The sequence below is a fragment of the Sporosarcina sp. Y838 genome, assembly GCF_056786515.1.
In genome coordinates this window covers 14736-33717 of sequence record NZ_JBXCJD010000021.1, presented here as the reverse complement: position 1 = coordinate 33717, position 18982 = coordinate 14736, and the positions used below count along the sequence as shown (strand labels likewise).

The window sequence follows — 18982 nt, the reverse complement described above, 5'->3', positions numbered from 1 at the left end:
ATTGTTACTCCTGTTCTGGATCCCGTAAGTAATAGCCTACTCCGCGTCTCGTGACAATCCACGTCGGGTGGCTCGGTGTATCTTCTATTTTTTCGCGCAAGCGACGAATCGTTACATCGACTGTCCGTACATCCCCAAAGTAATCATAGCCCCATACTGTCTGTAAGAGATGCTCACGTGTCATAACCTGTCCGATATGTTTGGAAAGATAATGAAGCAATTCAAATTCACGATGCGTCAATTCAATTTTTTCATCTCTTTTTAACACGAGGTAGGCATCTGGCTGAACAATTAAGTGGCCGACTGTAATATCGTTTGTCCCACCTTCCGCCTCTTCTTCGACAGATTTCATATGTCTCCGTAAATTAGCTTTGACTCGTGCGATTAGTTCACGGGTTCCGAATGGTTTTGTGACATAATCATCTGCTCCAAGCTCCAAACCAAGTACCTTATCAATCTCAGAGTCCTTCGCTGTCAGCATAATAATCGGAAAGTCATATTTCTTCCGGACTTCTCGACATACTTCCATACCATCCCGTTTAGGTAGCATAATGTCGAGTAGCATTAGGTCGGGTTTCACTTCTTCAACTTTTTCTAGCGCTTCTTCTCCGTCATATGCACAGTAAACAGTAAATCCTTCTTTTTTCAAATTAAATTCAAGTATATCTGCAATTGGTTTCTCATCATCGACTATTAATATTACTTTATCTTGCATGTTACATTCCCCTTCCAGCCCAGTTGGCATCTCTATATCTGTCCTTTTACTCTATCATTCTTGTCGCTAATTCGCACGTTTCACTCGTTCTAAGGCTATATTTCCCAAATTATTTCCCGGGCAATATTTCGTGGATATTGTCGAATAACTAATAAAAAAGACGGTACAACATTGTGTACCGTCAGTAGTTGTTTATTCATCTTAACACGCTCATAGGATCGATATTTGAACCGTTCTTGAATACTTCAAAATGAAGATGGACACCTGTCGAACGACCAGTTGATCCCATTACTCCTATTTTAGTTCCTTGTGGTACCGTTTGTCCTACTTTGACATCTATTGAAGATAGATGAGCATAGAGCGTTTCATAACCATTGTTATGCGTGATAACAACTCTATTACCAAATGTGCTATGGTTCCCTGCAGTTGTGACTACGCCATTATCTGCAGCTACAATTTCATAGGACGACGGACGTGCGAAATCAATTCCTTGATGAATTCTTCCCCATCGGGTGCCCATTTTACTAGAAATATATCCTCCAGACACAGGTCTGATAAATGTACCTGATCCTCTTGATGGTATCACTTTCGTACCTACAACTGTCACTTTGTCTCTCGCCTCAGAAATGACTCTTTCTTCAGTTATAGATTTGCCGATAATTTGACCGCTCCGTTTTCGGATAAGTTCCGTTACTTCTTTTTCCCCATCCGAACCTTTGGCTATAACTTTCTTTTCCCCTTTAAAAAGACTATCGTCCTCTTCAACCTTGTTTGCTTGTTTAATAACTTTTCTTTCTTTTGTTTCATAATGAACTTCCACTTCGATATACGGTTCGACAGCTGTTATATTCAGTTCATCACCAGAACGGAGAATTGTTGTATGTGTCATACCTGGATTTAGTTCTAGTAGTTTAGATGTAGTCATTTCGTTTTCCGCAGCAATTGTTCCTAGAATATCTCCGGAAATTACATTGTATTTCTTTTGTACACGTTTTCCTTTTTCAAGAAAATCTATTGCTTGCTCAACGTTTTTCACCTTTTCAGGATCTGTTTCCCCATTCGCTACCTCTATACCTTTACTGATAACGATGTTTGTAATACGGGTTTCGTCCTCTTTAAGCGGGGGTATAGGTTCAGTAGATGCTGTACGGGCTTCGAATTCATCGAGTTCCTTTTCGGTGACATATTGCATCTTCAGTTGACGAATTAGTTCATAGTATGTGTCCATGTCTTTGACGTAGAATGCCAGTTCCCCGTCAATTGAAACACCAACCGCTTCCGCTTCAACCGATATCATGGTTTGAACTTTTTCTAAGACTTCGCTATCGTCCGTTTCTGCTGTGAAAACCATTTCAGGAATTACGGATAAATCTTTTCCTATTATAAGAGGGAGATCTTGAAATTCAGAGGACGTTTTTTGAATCTCATCTTCTTTCATTTGTTCAAGCTTCTCCTCGTCGGATATAACCCCTACATATTCCCCTTTTGAATAGATGTGGAATATAGTCAATAAATCTTCAGTTTTATTTGCATAACCTGGTTGTGCTGCAACACCTGACAGCAATAAAGTAATGATGGAAACCAGTTGAATCCTTTTGATAGAATGTTTGAAGTTTGGCAGGACTTTCTTAAGCTTGTCCTGGTTGCTTCTTTTGAAAAACATATATGTGTAACTCCTTCCAAATTTCAAATCGAATGACCGATTACAGTTTATTTTTTACATGCTTATCTAATCTAACATATCCTAATGTACTCTTGTAGAATTATAGGCAATTGTAACGAGATTGTAGAATTACATCCAAATACCACCACTTAAAACATAAAATAGACATATTTTGATTTTTTATCATTTTCTCATGAAATAAATGTCGATTTCTTCACTTTTTCATACATTTCTCTGTTCAATATTCTTTTGTTTGATTGTTCAAGTAAAAAAAACATCTCAGAGCACCGGAAGTTCCCGGTGCTCTGAGATGTTTTTTTTCCTACATGTATACCTTCAGTACTAGACAACAGAGTCATTGGTCTACGCTTTAAATGGAAATTGGTAGTTTTCCCATTGCCTTCGTCTCCCTACAGGGTTTTCAATTCCTAATACTATTGAGTTGATCTACACCTCTATTAAAATGTTTTGCCTCGTCAATTAAACACAAATAACGAGCATTATGAGTCCGTAAACTCATAATGCTCGTTTTAATTAATAAGCGGATGATTCATGCTGACTCCAGTCGATATTAACGAACTTGTTATATTCCTTAGCAAAAGCTAAAGTAACTGTTCCAGTTGGACCATTCCGCTGCTTTGCAATAATTATTTCAATCATGTTTTGATTTTCCGTCTCTTTATCATAATAGTCTTCACGGTAAAGAAACGAAACAATATCAGCATCTTGCTCGATACTCCCTGATTCGCGAAGATCGGACATCATAGGACGCTTATCTTGACGTTGTTCAACGCCACGGGAAAGCTGTGAAAGGGCAATTACAGGTACTTTCAATTCTCTGGCGAGTGCTTTTAACGATCGAGAAATTTCCGATACTTCCTGCTGACGGTTTTCACCAGGCTTAGAACCACTTCCTGCTATCAGCTGCATGTAGTCAATCATAATCATGCCCAGTCCATGTTCTTGTTGCAATCTACGGCATTTTGAACGGATTTCATTTACACGGATACCAGGCGAATCATCAATGAAAATACCTGCATTTGAAAGGCTACCCATTGCCATAGTAAGTTTACGCCAATCCTCAGCTTCAAGTGCACCTGTTCGAAGCACCTGAGCATCGATATTTCCTTCTGCACAAAGCATCCGCATGACAAGCTGTTCCGCCCCCATCTCCAAACTAAAGATGGCAACATTTTCATCGGTTTTAGTTGCAACGTTTTGCGCCACATTTAAAGCAAATGCTGTCTTACCAACAGAAGGCCTTGCAGCAACAATGATTAAGTCATTACGCTGAAAACCGGCTGTGATTTTATCTAAATCACGGAAGCCCGTTGGAATTCCTGTAACGTCGCCTTTTTGCGTATGAAGAAGTTCAATATTATCATACGTTTCAACAAGGACATCTTTAATATGACGAAAGTCGCCGGCGTTCTTCCGGTTGGATACTTCCATCATCTTCTTTTCCGCTTCAGACAAGAGTGCCTCTACTTCATCCTCACGTGCATAACCATCTTCTACGATTGACGTCGCAACACGTATTAGACGTCGCAGAAGTGCTTTCTCTTCCACGATACGCGCATAGTGCACGATGTTTGCTGCGGTTGGAACAGAGCTTGCGATTTCAGACAAATATGAAATGCCGCCGACGTCTTCGAGTTCTTTTTTAGCGGATAACTCTTCCGTAACCGTGACAACGTCAATCGCTTGACCTTTATCACTTAGACTAATCATCGTTTGAAAGATTTTTTGGTGCGCCATCCGGTAAAAATCGTCGGGCATCAGAAGCTCTGCTGCCGTAATGAGTGCCTGCGGTTCAAGAAAAATAGCACCGATGACCGATTGTTCCGCTTCATTATTATGTGGTGGGATGCGATCAATCATCTGGTTCATCTATCCAATCTCTCCTTATCCCTCTTCAATTACATGTACTTTAAGTGTTGCCGTAACTTCAGGGTGAATTTTAATTGGCACATTTGTAAAACCTAGTGCACGAATTGCATCTGGTAAGTCCATTTTACGTCGGTCCACTTTAATGCCTTCTGTTTTATTCAAGGCTTCTGCAATTTGTTTAGTAGTGATTGAACCGAATAGACGGCCACCCTCACCTGATTTTGCTTTCATTTCAACTGTGATTTTATCGATTTGTTCCTTCAAGACGATTGCTTCAGCCAACTCTTCAGCAGCATCTTTTGCAACCCGGTTTTTTTGTCCTTCAAGTCTGCTAATATTACCAGCAGTCGCTTCAACCGCTAGCTTATTTTTCAATAGAAAGTTCTGTGCATACCCCACAGATACCTCTTTCACGTCGCCTTTTGTACCTACGCCTTTAACGTCTTTCAAAAAAATTACTTTCATTATGAATTTCCCCTCTCTATCATTGTATTTAATACATCTTTTAGCATTTGTTCAGCTTCTTCTACCGACCCAACGTCGAGCTGGCATGCCGCGTTTGTCAAATGGCCGCCACCCCCAAGTTCCTCCATAACAAGTTGAACATTCAACTCACCTAGGGAACGGGCGCTTATACCTATTTTACCATCTGAACGAGACGCAATGACAAACGAAGCTGCAACCCCTTGCATCGTCAGTAGAATATCTGCAGTTTGGGCAATCAGAACAGTGCCGTAAACAGTTTGGTCCTTCCCTTTTGCAATTGCAATACCGCCATTGGACAATTCAACAGTCTCAATCAATTTTGCCCTCAAAACATAGGTGTCAATATCCTCTTTCAAGAGACGCTGGACTAGTATGGTATCCGCTCCATTTGTTCGTAAATACGATGCGGCTTCGAACGTTCTAGCCCCTGTACGGAGTGTAAAACTTTTCGTATCAACGATAATACCTGCTAGCAGTGCTGTTGACTCAAGCATTGTTAGTTTTTCATGTTTCGGCTGGTATTCAATTAATTCTGTAACGAGTTCAGCCGTAGATGACGCATATGGCTCCATGTAAACAAGCATCGTATTGTTGATGAACTCTTCCCCGCGACGATGGTGATCTATTACGACAACCTTCTCTGCTTTCTCGATGAGACGTTCATCAATGACCATACTCGGCTTATGTGTGTCAACAACGACAATCAATGACTTTTCTGTAATCATAGCAAGCGATTCTTCAGGACTTATGAATTGATTGAACAGTTCCTCATCGCGCTTAATTTCATCCATGAGCCGTGTTACACTTCCGTCAAGCTCATTAAAATTAACGACGACATATCCTTCAATATTATTCATACGTGCCATTTTTTGAACGCCAATGGCGGCTCCGATGGCATCCATATCCGGAATTTTGTGACCCATAACAAAAACTTTATCACTGCCTTGGATAAGGTCACGCAAAGCATGAGATATAACTCGAGCACGAACCCTTGTCCTTTTTTCGACAGGATTTGTTTTCCCTCCGAAAAACTTCAACTTGCCATCCAATCGCTTAATAGCCACCTGGTCACCACCCCTACCAAGAACCAAATCCAGGCTGGATTGTGCCAGTTCCCCTAATTCGATTAATGAAGTTGATCCCATTCCTACACCAATACTCAACGTTAGTGCAGTACTCTGTTTAGCCGTTGTTTCACGAATATCATCTAGAATCGAAAACTTTGTTTTTTCCAAGGTAACGAGTGTTGCTTCATTGAATACTGCCAGGAAGCGATCCGTTGCAATCCGTTTTACATAGATTCCATTCTCCGTTCCCCACTTATTAATAAGTGAGGTAACAAGGGAATTAAGCTGACTTCTCGTCTGATCATCCATTGCTTGTGAAAGTTCATCATAATTATCTACTAGAATAATACCGAGAACCGTGCGATCTTCATAGTAAAGTGATTCCATCACCAATTGTTCTGTAATATCGAACAAATAAATGAGTTTCTCTTCAGCTTTGAAAAAGACCTTATAGGACTGTTCCCCCACTGTCAGTACACCATTTTCAAGACTTTCACCTTTTACAATCGCGCGAAATTGCTCTGATAGATCAAACAAGTCATTTCCAATCAAAGTCTCCTGTCGTTCGAATACCTTTGCCGCATACGGATTCGCCCAGTCAACAACGTTTTTATCGTTAATGAGAATGATGCCAATTGGCAATGCAAGAAGTGCCTCTTCTCCGACTTTCTTCAACCTATAGGATAACATTTCAATATGTTTTTCCGTTTCTATATAGGTTTGTTCTTCTAATTTCCACGCAATCCCAGCCGCAGTCGTGAATAAAACGGCAAAAATAAGTCCTGACCAAAAATGAGATAAAAGCAGGAGCACTGCCGCCAACAAGCCCAGAATCGACAATACTGTCAATGGATAACGTATTGCTCTTTTTCTAAAAAACGACGTCATTGTCCCATCTCCTTACTTCGACTTGTCTTTTTTGACCCAGGCACGTATATTCACTCCTGCATCTAGTATTCCGATTAACGTTGTGACCGGGGTCAATAGCAATGCAAAAATTGTGGCAACGACAGTCGCTACTTTCGGTAACTTCATTTCATTTACATAGTAATAAATGAATGAAATCCCTTGCAGCAGAAACAAGGTCCTTAGTATAACAGTGGCATTATTGGTAATTAAAAATAGATTCGTACCCGGTTTCATTTCTACAAATAGGGATGTCAGAAGAATGACTCCGTACAAAATTACTGTTATAGCTGGTAATTTCATTTCCCGAAATGGTGGAAACTTTGGAACATCGAATTTCAACCGTTTGGCAACACTCAAATTCAAAGTGAGAATGATAAACGCCAACATAAAGATGCTTAAAATAAAAATGGAAGGGATCGTGTTTTCATACATTGTAAATGTTGAAGCAACAATTTCATCGTAATTGTCTGGTACTCCACCAGCTCGCTTCATAAATGTAGTTACCTGCTCTTGCGTACTCTCCATGACCTTCATTAATTCTTCAATCATATTGATGCCGAATAACAAAACAGCACCCACATACATTACGAGTGATGTAATAATTAGTGTCAGGCCAGAAGCCATAAAGATATAAAGTTTTGTTTTTCCCAATCTCACAGTTTCTCCCATAACAAAGCCTAAGAGCCCGTGGATGAGAGCGAAAGGTACAAGCAAAATGCCTCCAATTAGTAAGGACAGTATGACTCCGGTTGCAAGCACAAGAAGAGACGAGGCGCGGTCATACTTCAGTCTGTAAAGAATAATTGGCAACGGTATGAAAAACATCGTTATATTACCGATTAGCGGTGCATATAGCGATACTGCAAGTAAGATTGCAAACAACGCAATCATCATTGCTCCGTACGTAATTTTTCTTGAGTTGTCTTGCATAATATAAGATTCCTCCGGTCTTTCACTGGATGATGATTTCTATCCACTTGTTTAAGTTCCTAATCCAATATTCTAGATGGACAGTTGCTTCAATTGTATCATGATTATTGTTTTTAGACCAAAAGTGGAACATATGTACTAGATTCGTTTGTATAAAAAAACCGCCCCCATCCCGGTTGTGCCGGTTTGACAAGGCGGTCATCTAAATAAAATTATCTTTCTTCCGAACTGAATGGAAGAAGTGCCATGATACGTGAGCGTTTGATTGCAAGTGTCAGTTTACGCTGATACTTCGCGCTTGTACCTGTTACACGGCGAGGCAAGATCTTTCCACGCTCAGAAATAAATTTCTTAAGCATATCTGTATCTTTATAGTCGATTTTTGTAATGTTATTTGATGTGAAATAACAAACCTTACGGCGTCTTTTTCCTCCACGACGTACTGCCATAATTGTTCCCCTCCTAACGTTAGTCATTTTCAGTTTATCGATGTTTTTTAAAACGGTTTGATCATCAGAATGGCAGGTCGTCGTCTGATACTTCTATCGGACCTCCGCCTGTCGAGAATGGATCATCGTCCGTACGTGTGTAATTTTGCTGATTCGGTTGTTGATATTGTTGGTTTGGCTGTCTATCTTGATAGCTCGGTTGCTCGCTTTGTTGAGAACCTTGGTAAGGTGCTCCGCCAGCTCCCGCTCTATTTTCGCTAGATGCATTGCGCGGTTCAAGAAACTGCGTACTGTCTGCTACAACTTCTGTTGTATAAACACGCTTTCCATCTTGTCCATCAAAGCTACCCGTCTGAATACGGCCATCTACTCCGACAAGACTTCCCTTTTTCAAGAAATTCGCAACGTTTTCAGCCTGTTTTCTCCAAGCTACACAACTGATAAAATCAGCTTCCCTTTCGCCTGAAGCGTTTTGGAAGGCCCGGTTCACTGCTAACGTAAAACGTGTTACAGCGATACCAGTTTGTGTATACTTAAGCTCAGGGTCTTTCGTTAAGCGTCCTACTAAAACAACTCGGTTAATCATTAGAATTCAACCTCCCTCATTATTTTGTAGATTTCAACTTATATATGGATCAGTCTTCAATACGAACGATCATATGACGAATGATATCTTCGTTGATGTTCGCAAGACGTGTAAATTCATCGATTGCTATAGTTTCAGCATTCAACTTAATTAGTTGATAGAAACCTTCACGTAGATCGTCGATTTCGTAAGCAAGACGGCGCTTGCCCCACTCTTTCGACTCGATGTTTTCTGCACCATTGGTAGTAAGGACTTCGTCAAAACGTTCAATCAACGCTTTTTTCGCTTCATCTTCTACTGTTGGGCGGATAATGTACATAATTTCGTACTTTCTCATCTGTAGTCACCTCCTTATGGACTTGGGCCCTGCTGATGTCAGCGGGCAAGGAGTAAGTAATTATATTACTCACATCAGTACATGTTAGCATAACTTCATTCATCTTTCAACTATTTTCTTGTATACTTTTACAAAGAGGTGATATTTTTGATTAAATTTCCTGAACCCGATAAAGTAATCGAGATTGATTTACCTAAGGTGGCAAAAAACAGCTTACTTTTAACCGGTTCCGCTCTCTTACTACTGTGGATTCTTAAAATTGGTATAGAGGGAAGCTTTCCTTCTTCATTCAGCTGGTGGGCGATTGTCTTCTTCATTATCGGATATATCTTACTAATTATTCTGCATGAACTTTTTCATCTTTTAGGTTTTCGGTTATTCGGAGGTGTCCCCTGGAGAAAGATGGTCGTAGGAGTCAATCTGAAATTGGGCATTGCATACGCAACTACCACTCAACTTATGACGAATCGGGCTATCCGCAAAGCACTGCTACTTCCTTTTTGGATGACAGGTATTCTCCCTGCCATTGTCGGCCTTTATATGGGGAGCGGCTTGTTAATCAGTCTCTCTGCTTTATTGATAGGCGGAGCAGCTGGTGACTTTGCCATGTATAAAGAATTGAAGGAGCTACCAGACGACTGGGTTGTCAAGGACGACCCTGAATTGCCAAAGCTCTATGTCTATTCGCCCAACAAGTCGAGCGAATTGGTAAATTAATAAAAGCCACATTGGGATATGAATTATCCCAATGTGGCTTTTCAGTTATTATACGTTAAAACGGAACAGCATGACATCGCCGTCTTTAACAATATACTCTTTACCTTCAAGGCGGACTTTGCCTGCTTCTTTGGCAGCTGTCATAGACCCTGTAGCAACCAGGTCATCATAAGCAACTGTTTCTGCACGGATAAATCCACGTTCAAAGTCAGTATGAATAATACCAGCACATTGTGGTGCTTTCATCCCTTTACGGAATGTCCAAGCGCGAACCTCTTGTACACCCGCCGTAAAGTAGGTAGCAAAGCCAAGTAGCTTATATGATGCTTTAATGAGTTGATCGAGTCCTGATTCCTTGATACCAAGTTCTTCAAGGAACATCGCTTTCTCATCATCTTCAAGTTCAGCCATTTCTTCTTCGATTCTTGCACAGACAACAATTACTTGCGCATTGTCTTTTTCAGCAAATTCACGGACAGCTTTAACATTTTCATTGTTTTCCGCGTCTGCAACTTCGTCTTCCGCAACATTTGCAACATAGAGCATCGGTTTAATAGTGAGAAGGTTCATTCCTTTAGCCAAGACAAATTCATCATCTGTGAAGTCAATTGAACGTGCAGGCTTTTCGTTTTCAAATGCTTCTCTTAGTCTAATCAGGATAGGTTCTTCTGCCATTGCTACCTTGTCTTTTTGTTTCACCATTTTTGTTACACGAGCCAATCGTTTTTCAACGGCTTCCATATCAGCAAGGATCAATTCCAAATTAATGATTTCGATGTCATCGATTGGATCGACTTTACCGGATACATGTGTAATATTCTCGTCAACGAAGCAACGGACAACTTGACAAATTGCATCCACTTCACGGATGTGCATAAGGAATTTATTTCCTAATCCTTCGCCTTTACTAGCCCCTTCAACAATTCCTGCGATATCTGTAAATTCAAAAGCGGTTGGTACTGTTTTCTTCGGTGTCACTAGCTCCGTTAGTTTGTCTAGTCTTTCATCAGGAACTTCTACGATGCCGACATTCGGATCAATTGTACAGAACGGATAGTTCGCCGCCTCTGCTCCTGCTTTTGTAATCGCATTGAATAATGTAGATTTGCCCACGTTTGGTAGACCGACAATTCCAGCTGTTAATGCCATTCATCCCACAACCTTTCATTGAGCTTTTTAAGCGGTACTTTCGCTTAAAGAAGCCTCCATTATATGTTCATTCACTCATTCATATCAATTACGCCACTAATAGAAGTGGGGACTTCTGCTGAATCAAGTTATGCTGTATGCAACTCTTCCATTATAAGGACAGCAGGCTCAGTTGTCCATCTGCCTGAGGAACAAGGTCCTAGTTAAAGGTCAAGACTCCGCTTTGACAAGTACTTTTTTCATTTTCTTTGTAAATTCATTGCGGGGGATCATAACGCTGTGACCGCATCCCTCACACTTAATGCGGATATCCGCCCCCATCCGAATGATTTTCCATGCGTTCGTTCCGCATGGATGCTGCTTTTTCATCTCAACAATATCATTTAGCCCAAAAACTTTTTCCACCATTTATCTACACCTCATTTTTCGGTTGATACATAACCATTTTCGGGTACGGTATTTCAATACCGTTCTGATCCAGGAATATTTTTAAGTCTTTGCGTAATTTCCTTGCAATTTCGTATTGCATCACAGGTTGGGTTTCTGCTGTAATTCTCATGATAATTTCAGACGCTCCCAGATCTTGTACGCCTACGATAATTGGCTGTGATATCAGTGCTTCATATCCAACAGATAAGTTTGCAAGATACTCTTCCAACAGTTTTTCTGTTTTGGCAATATCTGTTTCATATCCCAGTCTAATGTCTACTATAGCCAGTGAATTATTAATTGAGTAGTTCACGACCTCTGAAATATTTCCGTTCGGGATGATATGTATTTCCCCGCCATACGCGCTTATTTTCGTCGTACGTAAACCAATTTCTTCGACCGTTCCAACTGTTAAAGCAATTTGTACATAATCACCCACTGAAAATTGATCTTCAAAGATGATGAAAAATCCACTGATGATATCCTTCACAAGACTTTGGGCACCAAAGCCGACTGCCAGACCCAATACTCCAGCCCCTGCAAGAATTCCTGTAACATTGATTGTAAAAGCAGAAAGAATTGCTAATATTGCTGCGAAATAAACGACATATGACAATGTATTTTGAAGCAACTTAACCAATGTTGTTTCACGGCGCTCTGTATGGCGCAAGGCGCCTTTCAGTCTCACCTTGAATGCGCGGCGAATAACACTTTTACCTATTTTGACTACAATGACGGATAGCAGAATAATGAAGATTACTTTAAGTCCTAGCATGCCAAGATCAAACCAAGTTTTTGAACTAAATATTAGATCACTTACCTCTTCAGCTTCTTCTTTCAACTTTTTAATGTCTTCATTTATTGTTACTGCCACAATCCTCTTCCTTTCGTATAATAAATCACTTGCGAGCGTAGACTGAGTTATAAAAAAAGAAATGGAGTTTTTTCATGCGAGATCCTCTTCCTTTACCATACGACTACAGAATTCATTACAAGGAAACGGGCGCTGTTTGGAAACTTAGTTCTTTGTTCCTCGAACGCATTCCGTTTGATGCTCAAGATCTCATTTTTTTCTGTATCGGAACTGACCGTTCCACAGGAGACGCATTAGGTCCACTGACCGGTTCTTTTCTATCAGAGTCTCCCCTGTTCCCATTCACTGTAATCGGAACGTTAGAAAGTCCGTTACATGCCCTTAATCTACAACAGCATATCGATGAAACCCGAAACTCTAATCCTTCTGCATTTATCGTAGCAATAGATGCTTGCCTTGGACAAGGCGGTTCCATTGGTCAATTACTATTTAATAGTGGACCTATCCATCCTGGAAAAGCTGTAGGAAAAGTTTTACCTCCTGTTGGAGATGTATCCATTAAAGGCATCGTCAATATTGCAGGATTTATGGAACATGCTGTTCTCCAGAGTACACGACTATACCTGCCATTCGAAATGAGTCGCATTATTTCTCGTGCTTTGCAGTTAGCACATGGTCGTCACAGATCATAGATAGTGGATGATTGTAACGATTATGCCTACTACAAGAATACCCGGAATTAGATTTGCAACTCTCACTTTTGTCAGACCAATTAAGTTTAACCCTATTGCAAGAATCATTAATCCACCCGTTGCCGTCATTTCTGAAATGAAGAACGCCAGCAATTGATCAGGAACAAATCGGCTGATTTGAGTGGAAAACAGAGTGATAATTCCTTGGTAGAGAAGTACAGGAATTGCAGCAAAAGCAACACCGATTCCTAGTGTAGAACTTAATATGATAGCAGTGAAACCATCAATAATCCCTTTCATTACTAAGACATCATGATCATTTCTCAGTCCACTGTCAATGGCACCAATAATCGCCATCGATCCGACAACAAAAATAAGCGTAGCAGTGACAAACCCTTGTGCAATACCCGGACCTTTTTTACCAGCGGGTATCTTAGTTTCCATCCATAACCCTAAGTCATTCACTTTCTTTTCTAAATTCATCCATTCACCAATTACAGCCCCGAGGACGATACTTATAATAACAATTAAAACTTGTGTACTTTCAAAAGTCATCTGTATACCTATAACTGCAACTGCCAGTCCGATTCCATACATGACGGTTTCTTTCATTCTTTCTGGTATATTGTGTAAAAACCGTCCAATGAATGCACCTGCAACGATTAAAATGACATTTACAATTGTTCCGAACAAAACCACATTCTCACTTCCGCCCGTTAAAAATAATACCTATTTTGCACAGTTGGCAAAATAGGTACATATTTATTCATTCATTCAATAGTTCAAGAATACGTTCTAGGTCATCCTCTGAGAAAAATTCAATTTCAATTTTCCCTTTGTTCTTTGTTTTCTTGATTGATACATTTGTACCGAAATAATCCCTAAGATTAGATTCACTTTCAGCTAGGAACAAATCTTTGTTTTTTTCCGGTTTTGTTTCACGTGGAACTTCTTCATTCATTCTTTGGACAAGTTTTTCAAGTTGTCGAACATTATGACCTTCTTTTAATACCCGTTCTGCCACAATTGCAATTTGCTCTTTTTTACGTAGACCAAGTAATGTCCGTCCGTGGCCCATTGAAAGTTTTCCTTCAGTAATATAGTTTCGTACTTTTTTTGGAAGTGATAGCAATCGTACATGATTTGCGATATGAGGTCTACTTTTCCCAAGTCTAAATGCGAGCTGCTCCTGTGTTAGGCCCAGATTCTCCATTAGATTATGATAAGCTTCAGCCTCTTCAATTGGAGTTAGGTCCTCTCTTTGTAAGTTTTCAAGAATGGCAAACTCCATTGTTTCTACGTCAGTTAAAGTACGGACAACTGCAGGGATTTCTGACAGACCCGCCATTTGTGCTGCACGAAATCGTCTTTCCCCCACTACGATTTCGTATGTTGTACCGACTTTTCTTAGAATGATTGGTTGAAGGATTCCGTGTTCTTTAATTGATGCACTTAGTTCTTGAATAGCGCTTTCATCGAATATTTTCCTAGGTTGGTATGGATTCGCTTTTATACTTTTTACATGAATATGTTCGACCGACTCTGCCTTTGTCAGTGACTCTCCAGGGAATAATGCATTTAACCCTTTTCCAAGACCCTTAGCCATTGAGTACCACTTCCTTTGCCAGCTCTAAATACACCTCAGCACCTCGTGATCGGGAGTCATAGACAATAATCGGTTCACCATGACTCGGTGCTTCACTTAACCTAACATTTCTTGGGATAATGGTTTTATATACTTTATCTTGAAAGTACTTTTTCACTTCTTCAATCACTTGAATCCCTAGATTTGTCCTTGCATCGAACATTGTCAGTAAAACGCCATCAATCATTAGATTTTCATTTAAATGCTTCTGTACAAGTCGAATCGTACTTAGCAGTTGGCTTAACCCTTCCAGTGCATAATACTCGCATTGAACAGGTATGATAATTGAATCTGATGCAGTTAAGGCATTTATAGTGAGTAATCCAAGGGAAGGCGGGCAATCAATAATAATGTAATCGTATATATCTTTCGCTTCTTGGATGGCATGCTTCATCCTAACTTCTCTTGAAATCGTTGAAACTAGCTCAATTTCTGCTCCCGCCAAAGAGATTGTTGCAGGAACGATATCAAGATTTTCCACTTTAGTAGAGCGAATTACATCTTTTATATTAACATCATCTATTAAAATATCATAAATACATTGCTGGACTTCCCCTTTATTGACACCTACTCCGCTGGTTGCATTTCCTTGCGGATCAGTATCAATCAAAAGAACTTTTTTGCCTATATGAGCAAGGCAAGCACTTAGATTCACGGATGTTGTCGTTTTTCCGACGCCCCCTTTTTGATTTGCAATCGCTATAATTCTGCCCAAATCTGCACCTGCTTCCTGCACTTTTAATATCAATTTATCTACTTCTTCTAGTCTATCAATAAAAGCATTTTTTGTAGAGAATTATGTAATAAAAAGACTCTTGCATGAGTCAAGCAAGAGTCTTCCCTTATTTCTTTTTCGGAATTTTTACAGTAATTGTGTAAAAGTCCTCCGAGTCTTCTTCTTCGGTTTTCACATCAATTCCACTTTTTGTTACCATGACAAGCGATTGCCTAATTGTATTTAGAGCAATTCGTACATCTTTACTGACAGATTTTCTTTTAGGTCCTGCTTTTTTCTCTTTGGTACTATCTTTTGGATGTAGGACTTGTAAGATTCTATTTTCAAGTTGCTTCACATTCAACTGCAGTTCTATCACTTCATTGTACAGCTTTGATTGCAATTCACTATCTTTGACAGGAATTAAAGCTCTTGCATGTCGCTCGGATATTTCTTTTGCCAGTAAGCCATTCTTTATTTCATCCGGCAGTTTCAATAACCGCAATTTATTTGCAACAGTGGATTGGCCTTTTCCTAGTCTTTGTGCCAATGCTTCTTGTGTTAGTGAATGAAGTTCTAGAAGTTTCTCATATGCATACGCTTCTTCAATTGCAGTCAATTCCTCACGCTGCAAGTTTTCAATCAAAGCAATAGATGCAGTTTCTTTATCATCAAGGTTTCGAATAATTGCCGGAACTTCCGACCATCCCAACTTTTGCATGGCTCGATATCTACGTTCCCCCGCAATAATTTCATATTGCTCTTCGTCAATTTTTCTTATGACAATTGGTTGGATGACACCATGCGTGTGGATTGTCCTAGCAAGTTCTTCAATCTTCTCTTCAGAAAAAACTGTACGCGGTTGATATTTGTTGGGTTTAATAGAATCTATTTTCACTTGCTCTATTACTTCATGCTGAATTTCTTCGCTAACGAGTGGTTCTAATTCTTTCTCCCCACTTCCAAAAAATCGTGAAAACGGACTTTTCATTCCCGGCACCACCTTTTCAATACTGCTCCCTACTTCTACTATTTATGCATAGTGATAGTATACCTTTTCTCGCTGTTCCACGTGAAACAATTTACTGAATTGGTGTTTTATTCGGAACACCTGGTTTACGAGGGTATTTTTTAGGAGTAATTTTATCTTTATCGAAAACAAAGATATTCCGTTCACTATTTTCAAATGGCAATGTGAAAGAATGCTCTTCTTTAATGGAAGCACCGAGAACGGAAAGTGCTTTTTTCGCATCTGCTAATTCATCATCTGCAGCTGCACCTTTCATCGCTATAAATACGCCACCCTTTTTAACAAGTGGAACACATAATTCTGCTAAAACAGAAAGACGTGCAACCGCTCGAGCAGTAACAATATCAAATTGTTCGCGATATTTTTGATCCTGTCCAAAATCTTCTGCTCGTGCATGGACAAAGTTTACATTTTCAAGTTGAAGTTCCTCGGCCAAAGCCTTGAGGAAACCAATTCTCTTATTTAACGAATCAACAATTGTTACTTCAAGGTTTGGGAAGCACATTTTCAAAGGAATACTTGGAAATCCAGCACCTGCCCCGACATCACAAATTGTTTTTCTATCATTTAAATCAATATAAAATGCCGCAGAAATGGAATCATAAAAGTGTTTCAGATAAACCGATGGCGCATCAGTAATTGCCGTCAAGTTCATCTTTTCATTCCATTCTACCAGAAGTTTGAAATACTGGCTAAACTGCATTATTTGCATTTCAGTCAACTCAATACCTTTGTCTTTCAAAGCTTGAATAAATTGTTCAACATCCATCAATATTCCCCCCAATAAGAAAAGCGTATGCGCCTGTTAAGAGGCGCAAAAGCAGGAAAACTGGTGGGAACTTGAATTCCGCACCAGTTAAATAGCTTAAACTGATATTTTAGCAATTCTTCCTTGTTCAATATAGACGAGAAGAATTGAAATATCGGCTGGATTAACTCCGGATATACGAGACGCTTGCGCTATGGATAAAGGTCTAACTTCATTCAGTACGCTTTTAGCTTCTGTTGCGATACCAGATATTGCATCATAATCAATGTTGTCAGGTATTCGTTTGTTCTCCAGTTTTTTCATTTTCTCTACTTGTTGCAATGACTTTTCAATATAACCTTCATATTTAATGAAAATTTCAACCTGTTCTTTCACTTCTTCGGAAACCGTTTCCGTAGGAGGAACGATTCTTTCCACTTGACTATACTTTATTTCAGGGCGTTTCAGAAGATCAGCTGCCTTCATTGGTTCTCTTAGTTCAGAACCACCCGTTTCACGTACAATCTCTTGTGCATGACTGTCAGGTTTTATCGATACTTTCCGAAGTCTTTTTATTTCATCTTCAATTTGTTGCTTCTTTAAAACGTGTGCATCATGTCGTTCTTCAGTAATCAGCCCAATTTGATAGCCAATTTCGGTCAAACGCATATCGGCGTTGTCATGACGCAACAAAAGTCGATACTCCGCACGTGATGTAAGAAGTCGATATGGCTCACTTGTCCCTTTTGTAACAAGGTCATCAATGAGGACACCTATATATGCATCAGCACGTCCCAGGACACATTCTTCTTTTCCTAAAGCGCGGGAAGCCGCATTGATACCAGCCATAATCCCTTGCCCTGCAGCTTCTTCGTATCCGGATGTGCCGTTAAGCTGACCAGCAGTATATAAATTTCGAATTCTTTTTGTTTCAAGTGTTGGCCAAAGTTGCGTAGGAACGATTGCATCATACTCAATCGCATAACCCGCACGCATCATCTCCGCGTTTTCAAGTCCCGGTACGCTTGCGATCAATTGCTTCTGAACGTGTTCCGGCAAGCTCGTTGATAACCCTTGGACATACACTTCTTTGGTATTACGGCCTTCCGGTTCAAGGAAGATTTGGTGACGTGACTTATCTGCAAAACGAACGATTTTATCTTCAATGGACGGGCAATAACGTGGTCCTTTCCCTTTGATCATCCCTGAATACATTGGGGACAAGTGGAGGTTTTCATTAATTAGTTCATGTGTTCTCGGTGACGTATATGTCAACCAGCATGGCAATTGGTCCGTGATGAATTCAGTTGTTTCATAACTGAATGCCCATGCTGTATCATCCCCAGGCTGGATCTCAGTTTTACTATAATCAATCGTTCTGCTGTTGACACGCGGTGGCGTACCCGTTTTAAATCTCACCATGTCAAAGCCAAGTTCACGAATATTATCTGCAAGTTTGATTGAAGGCATTTGGTTATTCGGTCCACTGGAGTATTTCAAGTCGCCAATAATAACTTCACCACGCAGGAATGTTCCAGTTGTAATAATAACTGTCTTCGCACGGTAGACGGCACCAACTTGTGTAATTACTCCTTTAATTTCTTCATCTTCCACAATCATTTCTTCCACAACACCTTGATGAAGTGTCAGATTTTCCTGTTCTTCCAGAAGACGTTTCATTTCTGATTGGTAAAGGACTTTATCGGCTTGCGCACGAAGTGCACGTACTGCTGGTCCTTTTCCTGTATTCAACATCCGCATTTGGATATGTGTTTTGTCGATCACTTTCCCCATTGCGCCACCAAGTGCATCAATTTCACGTACGACAATCCCTTTAGCAGGACCACCGAGTGATGGGTTACAAGGCATAAAGGCAATCATATCTAGATTCATTGTAAGTACAAGCGTCGTTGCACCCATTTTAGCAGCGGATAATGCCGCCTCTACTCCGGCATGACCGGCTCCTATAACAATGACATCGAACGTGCCAGCTTCAAATTTGGGCATGTTC

The 18982-nt window shown here is 40.1% G+C and carries 20 protein-coding genes; 2 read left to right on the top strand and 18 right to left on the bottom strand.

The features are described from left to right. Nucleotides 1-4: 4 nt before the first annotated feature. The 9 genes from yycF to rpsF all read right to left on the bottom strand — a co-directional run bounded on the left by yycF (nt 5) and on the right by rpsF (nt 9032). Nucleotides 5-715, bottom strand: coding sequence for a response regulator YycF (yycF, locus tag AC1TO4_RS17170; protein WP_482102634.1), 711 nt, complete (start codon nt 713-715; stop codon nt 5-7). A 196-nt stretch (nt 716-911) separates the two neighbouring features. Beyond that, the gene (locus AC1TO4_RS17165) at nt 912-2378 is read right to left on the bottom strand and encodes a peptidoglycan DD-metalloendopeptidase family protein (RefSeq protein WP_482106295.1); all 1467 of its coding nucleotides are present in this window, start codon (nt 2376-2378) and stop codon (nt 912-914) included. A 534-nt stretch (nt 2379-2912) separates the two neighbouring features. Next, complete coding sequence (dnaB, locus tag AC1TO4_RS17160) at nt 2913-4268, bottom strand: replicative DNA helicase (RefSeq protein WP_482102632.1); 1356 nt, start codon at nt 4266-4268, stop codon at nt 2913-2915. 15 nt (nt 4269-4283) lie between these two features. Then, on the bottom strand, nt 4284-4733 hold the full coding sequence (gene rplI / locus AC1TO4_RS17155) for a 50S ribosomal protein L9 (RefSeq protein WP_482102631.1): 450 nt from the start codon (nt 4731-4733) through the stop codon (nt 4284-4286). After that, nucleotides 4733-6709, bottom strand: a complete 1977-nt coding sequence (locus AC1TO4_RS17150; RefSeq protein WP_482106294.1) for a DHH family phosphoesterase — start codon at nt 6707-6709, stop codon at nt 4733-4735. Before AC1TO4_RS17150 ends, rplI begins: the two co-directional genes overlap by 1 nt. Nucleotides 6710-6721: 12 nt before the next feature. Beyond that, a complete protein-coding gene (locus tag AC1TO4_RS17145) occupies nt 6722-7660 on the bottom strand; it encodes a YybS family protein (RefSeq protein WP_482106293.1) in 939 nt (312 codons plus the stop codon). A gap of 212 nt (nt 7661-7872) precedes the next feature. Then, nucleotides 7873-8112 (bottom strand): 30S ribosomal protein S18, encoded by a 240-nt coding sequence (gene rpsR, locus AC1TO4_RS17140; protein WP_482102726.1) that lies wholly within the window; start codon nt 8110-8112, stop codon nt 7873-7875. Between the two features lie 61 nt (nt 8113-8173). Next, entirely contained in the window at nt 8174-8695 is a 522-nt protein-coding gene (gene ssb, locus AC1TO4_RS17135; RefSeq protein ID WP_482106292.1) for a single-stranded DNA-binding protein, read from the bottom strand. 49 nt (nt 8696-8744) lie between these two features. Further along, entirely contained in the window at nt 8745-9032 is a 288-nt protein-coding gene (rpsF, locus tag AC1TO4_RS17130; RefSeq protein WP_482102627.1) for a 30S ribosomal protein S6, read from the bottom strand. A 138-nt stretch (nt 9033-9170) separates the two neighbouring features. Between rpsF and AC1TO4_RS17125 the strand changes: the two genes are divergently transcribed. Continuing rightward, nucleotides 9171-9749 carry a DUF3267 domain-containing protein gene (locus AC1TO4_RS17125; protein ID WP_482106291.1) on the top strand — a complete coding sequence of 193 codons (579 nt, stop codon included), beginning with the start codon at nt 9171-9173 and terminating at the stop codon, nt 9747-9749. A gap of 48 nt (nt 9750-9797) precedes the next feature. Here AC1TO4_RS17125 and ychF read toward each other — a convergent pair whose 3' ends face one another. The 3 genes from ychF to AC1TO4_RS17110 form a co-directional block, all read right to left on the bottom strand. Beyond that, nucleotides 9798-10898: a redox-regulated ATPase YchF gene (ychF, locus tag AC1TO4_RS17120; RefSeq protein WP_482102625.1), complete on the bottom strand. Its 1101-nt coding sequence runs from the start codon at nt 10896-10898 to the stop codon at nt 9798-9800. Nucleotides 10899-11108: 210 nt separating this feature from the next. Beyond that, entirely contained in the window at nt 11109-11306 is a 198-nt protein-coding gene (locus AC1TO4_RS17115; RefSeq protein WP_482106290.1) for a DUF951 domain-containing protein, read from the bottom strand. Between the two features lie 4 nt (nt 11307-11310). After that, nucleotides 11311-12201 (bottom strand): mechanosensitive ion channel family protein, encoded by an 891-nt coding sequence (locus tag AC1TO4_RS17110; RefSeq protein WP_482106289.1) that lies wholly within the window; start codon nt 12199-12201, stop codon nt 11311-11313. A gap of 74 nt (nt 12202-12275) precedes the next feature. Here AC1TO4_RS17110 and yyaC point away from each other — a divergent pair, with 74 nt between their 5' ends. Beyond that, entirely contained in the window at nt 12276-12833 is a 558-nt protein-coding gene (gene yyaC / locus AC1TO4_RS17105) for a spore protease YyaC (RefSeq protein ID WP_482106288.1), read from the top strand. Here yyaC and AC1TO4_RS17100 read toward each other — a convergent pair. The 6 genes from AC1TO4_RS17100 to mnmG form a co-directional block, all read right to left on the bottom strand. Next, entirely contained in the window at nt 12828-13532 is a 705-nt protein-coding gene (locus AC1TO4_RS17100; protein WP_482106287.1) for a DUF554 domain-containing protein, read from the bottom strand. The genes yyaC and AC1TO4_RS17100 overlap by 6 nt on opposite strands. Before the next feature lie 67 nt (nt 13533-13599). Continuing rightward, nucleotides 13600-14439: a ParB/RepB/Spo0J family partition protein gene (locus AC1TO4_RS17095; RefSeq protein ID WP_482102620.1), complete on the bottom strand. Its 840-nt coding sequence runs from the start codon at nt 14437-14439 to the stop codon at nt 13600-13602. Beyond that, nucleotides 14432-15193 carry a ParA family protein gene (locus AC1TO4_RS17090; RefSeq protein ID WP_482102725.1) on the bottom strand — a complete coding sequence of 254 codons (762 nt, stop codon included), beginning with the start codon at nt 15191-15193 and terminating at the stop codon, nt 14432-14434. Before AC1TO4_RS17090 ends, AC1TO4_RS17095 begins: the two co-directional genes overlap by 8 nt. Before the next feature lie 127 nt (nt 15194-15320). Next, nucleotides 15321-16184, bottom strand: a complete 864-nt coding sequence (gene noc / locus AC1TO4_RS17085; protein WP_482106286.1) for a nucleoid occlusion protein — start codon at nt 16182-16184, stop codon at nt 15321-15323. A gap of 91 nt (nt 16185-16275) precedes the next feature. Continuing rightward, nucleotides 16276-16992, bottom strand: a complete 717-nt coding sequence (gene rsmG, locus AC1TO4_RS17080; protein ID WP_482106285.1) for a 16S rRNA (guanine(527)-N(7))-methyltransferase RsmG — start codon at nt 16990-16992, stop codon at nt 16276-16278. Between the two features lie 96 nt (nt 16993-17088). Further along, nucleotides 17089-18978, bottom strand: coding sequence for a tRNA uridine-5-carboxymethylaminomethyl(34) synthesis enzyme MnmG (gene mnmG / locus AC1TO4_RS17075; RefSeq protein ID WP_482106284.1), 1890 nt, complete (start codon nt 18976-18978; stop codon nt 17089-17091). Between the last annotated feature and the right edge of the window lie 4 nt (nt 18979-18982).